This is a genomic window from Thermostichus sp. OS-CIW-30 (genome assembly GCF_054060215.1).
In genome coordinates this window covers 99,958-109,201 of record NZ_JBSSCZ010000009.1, presented here as the reverse complement: position 1 = coordinate 109,201, position 9,244 = coordinate 99,958, and the positions used below count along the sequence as shown (strand labels likewise).

Genomic DNA, 9,244 nt, shown 5'->3' with positions numbered 1-9,244 from the left:
GTCGGAAGCAGGAACCCGCCGAGACGACTGCGCAAGGAGCCATCCATGCGCAGCGTGGTAGGAATCTCCAGCCTTCAGGCCGGGGAGGATGTCAAGGTATTCTGTAGAGTACGCCAAGGCTGGCTCTTGCTACGGCCCCTAGATGTTGCCTTGTGTAACAGCAAGGGCATAATCTTTTGTCCTGCCTAGAGGTCTGCTGTACAACGAAGAGCGAGATACAGCTTTTCTCGACGTTGTGGGAGGTCTGTGGAGTTATCTGTGGAGTTAATAGAATCCCGGCCCCCTACACGTCTGTACTGGCTTCGGGAGGCGTCGTCGGAAAAAGCTGTGAACCCCATTGCTAGCAACAGCCGGTTAGTTCCACTTTTGGGAATCGTCATGGAAAGTCGTGGTTACAAAAAGTCCTCACAGAAGAGCTTTGAGTTGATGCGGCATTTCGCAGAAACCTACGCCAAACGCTCCGAGACCTTTTTCTGCTCGGATCCATCAATTACGACGGCGGTGATCGAAGGCTTGGCTCTGCACAAAGAGCAATTGGGCGCCCCGCTGTGTCCCTGTCGTTTTTATGAAGACAAAGAGGCAGAAGCAAAAGCAGGCTATTGGAATTGCCCCTGTGTACCCATGCGGGAGCGAAAGGAATGTCACTGTATGCTGTTCTTAACGCCGGATAACCCCTTTGCCGGCAAGAGCCAAACCCTAGAGGAGGTGCCCCTGGAATACCAAACTACCAAATGACAGCGCCCGGCAGGGACAAAGGCAGGCTTTGGAAGGGTGACAGGGCTCGGTATAATCGGAAAGCTGTTGGGCAACGGTTATTTGCACGAGGAGGAAACGCTTTTATGACTCCCTCACTTGCTAACTTCCTCTGGAGCTTGGTGGCTGGTGCAGTTGTGCTGGGGGCTCTCTTTGGCGCCATCATCTTTGTCAGCCAAAGGGATAAAGTGCGTCGTCGCTGAGATCCCCGCTCGTTGGCACTTGCCCGCCAATGCTTCCCTTTTCCCTGTACTGCTATCGCTGGGTGGGGAGAGACTGGGGTGGCAAGATGTGGCTGCGGTACGCAATCGCTGGAGGGCTTCGCCCCTGTTGTCGGGGATCCAGCTGGGTTGGGTGACCAACAGATTGAGATCTAAGGTGCTTGAAGCCGTTATTGCAAACGATCACACCTTATGATCGAAGACTATCCAGCGATACCCCAGGGATCCCTTGCCAGCGTTGACCCACCCCTTGTATTACTGGCGGCAAAAAAACCGCTACTACCACGAGGATCTGGAGCGGCTGCATCGCTTTTTTGTCCCTGCCGGTTTGCGCATCTTGGAGATTGGTTCCGGCACGGGATCCCTGCTCAATGCCTTGCAGCCCAGCTTCGGGGTGGGGATCGACCGGGATGCGGACATTGTTGCCCAAGCTCAGGCAGAGTTTCCCCATCTCCATTTCCGGGTGCAAGATGCCCACACGCTGGACAAAGGGGATCCCGTCTTGGCGGAGCCTTTTGATGTGATCTTGCTCGTCAATACCCTGGGCTACCTGGCCGACATCCAGCAGGTTCTCCAGCAGTTGCGCCGCTTCTGTACCCCACGCACCCGCCTGATCCTCTCCCACCACAACCCGCTCTGGGAGCCGATTCTGGGCTTGGCAACCGCTCTGAAGCAACGGATGCCTCTGCCGGCAGCCAACTGGTTATCGGCAGCCGATGTGGCCAACCTGCTGCACTTGGCAGGATACGAGGTCATTCAGCAGGGCAAGCGGCTGTTGTTGCCGCGGCGGATCCCGTTCCTTTCGACTGTGATCAACCGGGTGATTGCCCCATTGCCCGGGATCAACGCCCTCTGCCTGACAGAGTACACGATCGCTCGCCTGCAGCCCGACCCTGCCTGGGATCCCCCCCCTGAGCAGCAGCCTTCCTGCACCGTGGTGATTCCGGCTCGGAATGAAGCGGGCAACATCCGCCGCTGCGTGGAACATTTGCCCGAGATGGGATCCCGCACCGAGATCATTTTTGTGGAGGGGCATTCCAGCGACGGGACTTGGGCCGAGATCCAGCGGGTACAGGCGGAATACCAAGGGATCCGCAATATCCGGGCTCTACGGCAGGAGGGCAAGGGCAAGGGGGATGCGGTGCGCAAGGGGCTAGCCGCCGCTACAGGGGATGTGTTGATCATCCTCGATGCCGATTTGACCGTACAGGCAGAGGACATGCCCAAGTTTTTCCGGGCTGTGGCTTCCGGGCGATGTGATTTTGCCAATGGTTGTCGCCTTATCTATCCCCTGAAACCAGAGGCAATGCCTCGGCTAAACCAATGGGCCAATCGTTTTTTTGCCGCTCTCCTCTCCTACATTCTCGGCATCCGCATCAAAGATTCCCTCTGTGGCACCAAGGCCCTGTGGCGGGAGGATTACCAGCAGATTGCCAAGCTGTGCCAAGAGTGGGGGGATTTCGACCCGTTTGGAGATTTTGACCTGTTGCTGGGATCCGCCAAGCGCACCCTGAAGATCCTGGATATCCCCGTGCGCTATTTCCCCAGAACCTATGGTCGCTCCAACATTCACCATGTGCGAGAGGGGCTGCGGCTGCTGCAGATCTGTGGCTTTGCCCTCAAGCGCTTTAAGGGATACTGAAGTTTGCTCTGACCCAAAGGTGCCGGTCTGTACTTCTGTCGAGGCAGGGCCAGTCTCTGCAAGTACTTCTCCACCGTTGGGATTCCCGCCTAGGCACCCAGGACTCGTTACAATAATTAGTCAATCGGATCACTGTAATGTGTGGATCGGCCCCCATGGGGAGTGCCACGGGAACGAGCAATGGGAGAATCCGTATTGAGCAGGCTGGGCCAATGGATCTCGAATACCCCCCTGCGCTCCCTCGACCAAGCTTATGAGGCTGCCCTGCGCATTAAAGCCATTGAGGATCAATACTTCCAGGGAGGGTCCATTGGCAGCAATGGGCAACACGGCCAGAATGTCAGCCGCTACTTTCAGATTCAACTGCGCCGGCAGCTGCGCCAGATCGATCTGCGTTTGGCAGAGTTCAGAGCCAGCAGCGCCTTTTCTCGCCTGCCGGATCCCGAGCAAAATGGCAGCGGCCCTACTTCTGCCCAAGATAAAGCTCAACAACTCCATGCCGCTGAGGCCAATGTTTCTGAAAGCAGCAGCGAAAACTCCGAGAATGGTCGCCAAAGACGAGATCTTTCCATCTTGGAGAAACTGCAGTTTATCGATCAGGTGACTTCTCGATACAAACGCCCGACCAGAAAATCCCAACCTGTCTCTGCTTCAATTTCCACTTCACCTGAGCCTCTCGAACCGCCAGAACAACCTACCTCAACTGAACCCAGTTCTTCTAATGTCTCTGTCAAGGCAGGCTCCGGCAATGGCGCTGCCCCGGTCGCTTCCAAAGCTGCGATTCTGCCCCGCTCCATTCTGCGCACGGCCAGCCAAATCCGCCGTGAGCTGAGTTCCCAGGCCGAGGAGGAACTGATCCAAGAGTATCGGGAGGCTCGCACTCGCACACTGGTATCGATTCGTTTTCTGTTGTTGTTGGCCGTTTTGCCTCTGCTCACCCAGATCCTCTCGAAAAACTTTCTGTTTGGGCCATTGGTGGATCACTTCCAACAACGGGAGCCTGCCATTGTGGCTCTAAGCCACGAATTCCAAGAAAAAGCCCTGTCAGAGTTCGAGTTTTTCAAGGAAAGAATAGAATTTGAGCGAGCTTTGCACCATCAACCCCCAGAGTGGGATCTGGAATCAGAAGAGCAACTGTCCATGAAGGCAGAGGAACTGCTGAAAAAATATAGCCGTAGGAACTCGGAAGGATTGAAGAATATCCTTGCTGATTTGCTTTCGCTGCTGGTGTTTGGCTGGCTTATCTTTATTGGGCGTGAGGAAATCGAAGTCCTCAAGTCTTTTTTGGATCGTCTGATCTACGGTCTCAGCGATAGTGCCAAGGCTTTCATTATTATTCTCTTTACCGATGTGTTTGTCGGTTATCACTCTCCCCACGGTTGGGAGGTGCTGCTGGGTAATTTGGCTGCCCATTTGGGGTTACCGGAGAACCGCGATTTTATCTACGGCTTTATTGCTACTTTTCCGGTTTTCCTAGATACGCTTTTTAAGTATTGGATCTTTCGCTATCTAAACCGTGTATCGCCGTCTTCGGTGGCCACCTATCGGGCTATGAACGATTAAGGGTTCGCAGTTGCATTTCAAACTGGGTTGAGACGCTTCCCAAGCGCTCCTTGCCGCTGCCGTAACCATCCACAACCTCTCTCAGAGGAAGAAAGAAGTTGGGGATCGACCTGACGAATCGTTTGATTGCCATTTGAAGCAACCGTAATTCGAGTTTCCTGAGTTAGCTGGGCGGGCGCAAGGATTGTCGATGGCAGAACCCACAGACAAACCAACGCTCCAATTCGGCGGCAGGGGTAGGACAGCGGCAGGCGGGGCAAGGGAACAGGTTCTCCTGGGTTTGTTGTTGCTTCACCACTCTGGCCCAGCGCTCGAAAGCCACTTTCGGGTCGGAGGTGGGCTGTTTTGGATTGGGGCTGCGACAGGATCCAGGGCGTTGTCCATCTTGGTCTGCTAGGCGGGGAGCGCCATAAAACTTGCTGGTCAGCTCCGCATCAGGGTGGGGGGTGGCTTGGCTGGATCCCTCGTGCCAGGCACCAGGGCTGAAGCGGATATCGCTGAGGGGAGGTTGGATGCGGCTGTTGAGTTTCTTGAGAATGAGCTGACGTTGCAAGGTTAAGTTTTGTGCCCAGGCCGGGGTAGAGGTGGCCACCTGCAGCACCTGTCGGCGCAGGCTGAGAGGATAGGTTTGGGCGGCTACGGCCTCTCCGACGAGTTCGGGCCAGAGCTGCCGCAGGGTTTGCATTTGCTTCAGTTCAGCCCAACGGGGATGGCTGCCAAAGCTTCCCAGTACCTCATCTAACCGCTGCAACATGGTGTCGATAGGGTGTCAATGGCAGGCAATAGCTTAGGAAACACCATTTTGGTCTTCCGGCGATTGTGCTGCTTCTTTGAGGGCAGAGTGAATGGAGTCGGCATCGGGCAAAGGAGGGGATCCACCATTTTGACTGAGGGGGGCAAATCCCTCTAGGCTGCGGATATGAATATCTTGTTGCGGGAAGGGGATGCGGATCCCACGTCGCCGAAACTCAGCCTCGATTAGGAAGTTTAGCTCGCTGATCAAGACAAACTGATCTTGAGGACGGTTGATCCACACCAGCAGCTCAAAGTTAAGTGCAGAAGGGCCAAAGGACTTGAGCCAGACTTGGGGGGCAGGGCTGCTCAACACCCGAGCATTTTCTTTGGCTGCGCTGAGCAGAGCTTCGGTAACCAAGGCGGTATCGGAGCCGTAGGCCACGCCGACCGGAATGTGGATGCGACAGCGGGGATCCCGGTAGCTCCAGTTCACCACCTTTGATTCGGTAAAGCGGGAGTTGGGCACGATCACAAAGATGCGATCCAGGGTGCGCAAGACGGTAGCCCGTGGCCCAATGCGCTCCACCGTGCCGAGCAAGTTGTCCACTTCCACCAGATCCCCGATTTGGATGGGGCGCTCCAGCAAAATGGCAATGTAGCTGATGTAGTTGTTGGAGAGGTTTTGCAAACCAAAGCCGATCCCCAAACCCACCGCCCCGGCAATGACCGCCAAGGAGCCCAAATTAAGACCGCTGAAGGGCAAGACCAGAAGGATGCCGAACAGGGTCAGGATGTACTTGAAGATGGCTGCCGAAGACTCTTGGGTGCCCAGATCCAGCCCCAGGCGTGCCAAAAAGCGCTGCTTGAAGCCAACACTGACGTAGTGGGCGCCGGTGAAAACCAAGATGGAGAGGACGAGGAAGACCAGCAAGCTGGCAATCGAAACGCTGGAGTTGGGCAGAGGCTGGGTGAGAACGCCCAGAGCCGTGGCGACCACACGACCCAGGCCCAGGTAAAAGGAGCGCTGAAACGGTCGTAGGGCAGGGATGAAGCTGATGCCGCGATCCAGCGAGATGCCGGCGATGAGGATTGCCCCCACGCCCCGCAGCAGCATCCCACCCACATCGATCCAGGTGCCCCAGGTCTCTCCGGCCTTAAGCTCCAACCAGCGTTGCAGACGGGTTAAGCTGCGGTCGAACAGCCGCCAGAGAAAGAACCCCACCACCAGGGTGGCGATCCCTGCCAGGAGGGTCAGAACCAGCACGCGCGGATCCTGGGCCCGTTGCAGAGCCAGCAGGTCTTCGCGGTAATCGGCAATCGCTTGCTCCAACCGCCGCGCCCAACTGTTAGCCACCAGACGCACGTCATTCAGGTTCACCTGACCCGGTGCCACCCTGCGCTCCGCGGCAGCATCGGCATAGGTGACGGTAAACAAATACCGTTGGGTGGCCTCAAAGCGGCCTCTTTCCCCCAGGCGTAAGATGTATTGCCCATTGGCATCCTGGGCTACCCGTACCTCTGGCTGTGGCAACTGCCCTTCTTCGAGAAAGCGCTCGATGATCGCCCGAACGTTGTCGGCCCGCACATCGCTGGGGTAGTCTGCCGTCTGCAGGCGGAACACCGGTATGTTCCCGACCAGCACTTCTGTGCCCTCTTGGCCGGTCAAAGGGATCCCGACTGGGCTGGGAGCCGGAGCAGGGGATCCCTCAGGAGTTGGCGCTTCAGCCGGTGTGGGTCGGGGATCCGTCAGGAAAAAGTTGGGATCCCGAAATTCAAGGGCTTGGGCCAATGAAGGGGCAGAGGCAACGGCAGGGGTAAGCCAGAGACCTATCCCCACCGCCAGCCCAATCAAGAGAACTGCTCGCCGAAATGGGACAGAGTCCTGCATGGCCGGTTTGATACGAACGCCCATCGATAATTGGGGATCCCTGGTGCTGCCCCGCAAGCTCATGGTGGCACAAGCCGACCTCAATTTTGGCCGATCTGAGCAAGGATTTTAGGTGCCCTGAGGGTGGCCTAGAAGGCGTTGACGTAGCTTTTTGATTTTATCTCGTAGCTGGGCGGCTTCCTCAAATTCTAGGTTTTTGGCGGCCTCTTTCATCTTGAGTTCCAGTTGGCCGATCAGCTCCGGAATCTCGGAGAGAGGGATCTCTTGCGCAGCTTGAAAGGCTTTTTCCAGATCTGGGTTGCTGAGTTTGCGGGAGATGGCCAAAAAAGACAAGATGGCATTGCTGTTTTTCTTGACGATGGGCTTGGGCGTGATGTTGTGTTGGCGGTTGTATTGCAATTGAATTTCGCGGCGACGCTGGGTTTCGGCAATGGCCCGGGCCATGCTGCTGGTCATGGTGTCGGCGTACATCACCACCATACCGCGGACATTTCGTGCTGCCCTCCCAATCATCTGAATCAGGGAGCGCTCTGCTCGCAAAAACCCTTCTTTGTCGGCATCCAAAATGGCCACCAAAGAAACTTCTGGCAAGTCCAACCCTTCCCGGAGCAAGTTGACCCCCACCAACACGTCAAAGGCCCCTTCTCGAAAATCTTGTAAGATTTCAATTCGCTCAATCGAGGTGATCTCGGAATGCAAATAGCGAACTCGGATCCCTCGCTCCTGGAGATATTCCGTGAGGTCCTCTGCCATCCGTTTGGTGAGGGTGGTCACGATCACCCGTTCGGCAGATCCCTGCCGAGAGCGTTCCAATCGCAAGTAAATTTCTCCCAGCAAATCGTCCACTTGCCCAGCCGTGGGGCGCACATGCACCTCAGGATCCACCACCCCAGTGGGCCGAATCACCTGTTCGATAACCCGACCGCTGCCCTGCACATAAAACTTCAAGGTCTTGCCATCTTCCACCAGGGTTTCAAATTGGGCCTCGCTCTGCTCTAGTTCCCAGTTGCCGGGAGTAGCCGAAACAAAGATGCACTGATGAACTTTGGCCCAAAACTCTTCGGCTTTGAGGGGGCGATTGTCGAGGGCGCTGGGCAGGCGAAAACCATGATCTACCAGCACCTGCTTGCGGGCACGGTCGCCATTGTACATGCCGCGAATTTGGGGCACAGTGACGTGGGACTCATCCACCACCAACAGCCAATCGTCGGCCTTGAAATAATCCACCAAGCAGGCGGGGGGCTCTCCTGCTTTGCGTCCCGTTAAATGTCTAGAGTAGTTTTCGATCCCATTGCAATAGCCCACCTCCCGCAGCATTTCTAGGTCGTAGCGGGTGCGCTGCTCTAGGCGTTGGGCTTCCAGGAGCTTGCCTTCTTTGCGAAAGAGGGCCAGTTGCTCTTCCAGTTCTTGCTCGATATTGAGGATCGCCCGCTCCAATTGTGCTTCCGGCGTTACAAAGTGCCGAGCAGGATAAACTCTGAGGGCGCTGAGGCTGTTCAAAATCTCACCTGTAACCGGATCAATTAAGCGAATGGCCTCGATCTCATCGCCAAAAAATTCGATGCGAATGACCCGATCCTCATAGGCCGGCACAATTTCCAGCACATCCCCTTTGAGGCGAAATCGCCCCCGCACCAGCTCCAGGTCATTGCGCTCGTACTGGATGCTGGCCAGATCCCGCAGGACATCCCGTTGGTTAATCTCCTGGCCGACTTTGAAGGGGATGGAAGCCTTCAGGTACTCCTCTGGCATGCCCAGACCATAGATGCAGCTCACCGAGGCCACCACAATCACATCTCGCCGTTCAAACAAAGAGCGGGTAGCCGAGTGCCGCAACATATCGATTTCATCGTTGATGGAAGAAGATTTGGCAATGTATGTATCGGTGCTGGGAACATAGGCTTCCGGTTGATAGTAGTCGTAATAGCTGATGAAGTATTCAACGGCATTGTGAGGAAAAAGCTCCCGCAGCTCATTGCACAGTTGTGCTGCCAAAGTCTTATTGTGGGCCATCACTAAGGTGGGCCTGCCTACCTGCTGAATGGTATGGGCGATGGTAAACGTTTTGCCGGTTCCGGTTGCTCCCAGCAAGGTTTGAAAACGATGGCCTTCTGAAATCGACTTCACCAAGCCGGCAATTGCCTTAGGTTGATCTCCGGTGGGTTGATAGGGAGAAACCAGTTGAAACTCTGACATGGGTTTGACTTTCGGATGGGCCTAGATAGCTGCCGGGCTGGTCAAGGCAGGGCTGATCTGCACGTTGGTTTGGAATGGTAGTGCGGATCACAAAGGCTTGTGGGGTGCCTCTAAACTTGGCCGCCTGCTCAGCGGTGGGCTCCAGCTGGCACACCAGGGTTAGCCTCTGTTCCATGGTAAGGTTTTATCATGCAGGACTGAGGGCAGCGCTTCTTCACTAGGCCTGTTCATGCCAGCAGTGCAGAG

At 55.9% G+C, this 9,244-nt stretch carries 7 protein-coding genes; 4 read left to right on the top strand and 3 right to left on the bottom strand.

Annotation, left to right across the window (positions count from 1 at the left end):
- The first annotated feature begins 378 nt into the window (after positions 1-378).
- The 4 genes from ACVWZF_RS05610 to pxcA all read left to right on the top strand — a co-directional run bounded on the left by ACVWZF_RS05610 (position 379) and on the right by pxcA (position 4,179).
- On the top strand, positions 379-735 hold the full coding sequence (locus ACVWZF_RS05610) for a ferredoxin-thioredoxin reductase catalytic domain-containing protein (protein WP_011432451.1): 357 nt from the start codon (positions 379-381) through the stop codon (positions 733-735).
- Positions 736-839: 104 nt separating this feature from the next.
- Entirely contained in the window at positions 840-956 is a 117-nt protein-coding gene (locus ACVWZF_RS05605) for a photosystem II reaction center X protein (RefSeq protein WP_011432450.1), read from the top strand.
- Positions 957-1,212: 256 nt separating this feature from the next.
- A complete protein-coding gene (locus tag ACVWZF_RS05600) occupies positions 1,213-2,616 on the top strand; it encodes a glycosyltransferase (RefSeq protein ID WP_011432449.1) in 1,404 nt (467 codons plus the stop codon).
- 180 nt (positions 2,617-2,796) lie between these two features.
- Positions 2,797-4,179, top strand: a complete 1,383-nt coding sequence (pxcA, locus tag ACVWZF_RS05595) for a proton extrusion protein PcxA (protein ID WP_457411057.1) — start codon at positions 2,797-2,799, stop codon at positions 4,177-4,179.
- 163 nt (positions 4,180-4,342) lie between these two features.
- On the opposite strand, the gene ACVWZF_RS05590 is transcribed toward pxcA, so the two are convergent.
- The 3 genes from ACVWZF_RS05590 to uvrB all read right to left on the bottom strand — a co-directional run bounded on the left by ACVWZF_RS05590 (position 4,343) and on the right by uvrB (position 8,998).
- Positions 4,343-4,933 carry a DUF721 domain-containing protein gene (locus ACVWZF_RS05590; protein ID WP_457411056.1) on the bottom strand — a complete coding sequence of 197 codons (591 nt, stop codon included), beginning with the start codon at positions 4,931-4,933 and terminating at the stop codon, positions 4,343-4,345.
- 33 nt (positions 4,934-4,966) lie between these two features.
- Positions 4,967-6,802, bottom strand: coding sequence for a mechanosensitive ion channel family protein (locus ACVWZF_RS05585; RefSeq protein ID WP_457411055.1), 1,836 nt, complete (start codon positions 6,800-6,802; stop codon positions 4,967-4,969).
- 108 nt (positions 6,803-6,910) lie between these two features.
- Positions 6,911-8,998, bottom strand: a complete 2,088-nt coding sequence (gene uvrB / locus ACVWZF_RS05580) for an excinuclease ABC subunit UvrB (protein WP_457411054.1) — start codon at positions 8,996-8,998, stop codon at positions 6,911-6,913.
- Between the last annotated feature and the right edge of the window lie 246 nt (positions 8,999-9,244).

Excerpts from the sequence above, each read along its gene's own strand:
- ACVWZF_RS05605 (WP_011432450.1), top strand. The coding sequence starts at position 840 with ATGACTCCCTCACTTGCTAACTTCCTCTGGAGCTTGGTGGCTGGTGCA.
- ACVWZF_RS05590 (WP_457411056.1), bottom strand. The coding sequence starts at position 4,933 with ATGTTGCAGCGGTTAGATGAGGTACTGGGAAGCTTTGGCAGCCATCCC.
- ACVWZF_RS05585 (WP_457411055.1), bottom strand. The coding sequence starts at position 6,802 with ATGCAGGACTCTGTCCCATTTCGGCGAGCAGTTCTCTTGATTGGGCTG.
- uvrB (WP_457411054.1), bottom strand. The coding sequence starts at position 8,998 with ATGTCAGAGTTTCAACTGGTTTCTCCCTATCAACCCACCGGAGATCAA.
- pxcA (WP_457411057.1), top strand. The coding sequence starts at position 2,797 with ATGGGAGAATCCGTATTGAGCAGGCTGGGCCAATGGATCTCGAATACC.
- ACVWZF_RS05610 (WP_011432451.1), top strand. The coding sequence starts at position 379 with ATGGAAAGTCGTGGTTACAAAAAGTCCTCACAGAAGAGCTTTGAGTTG.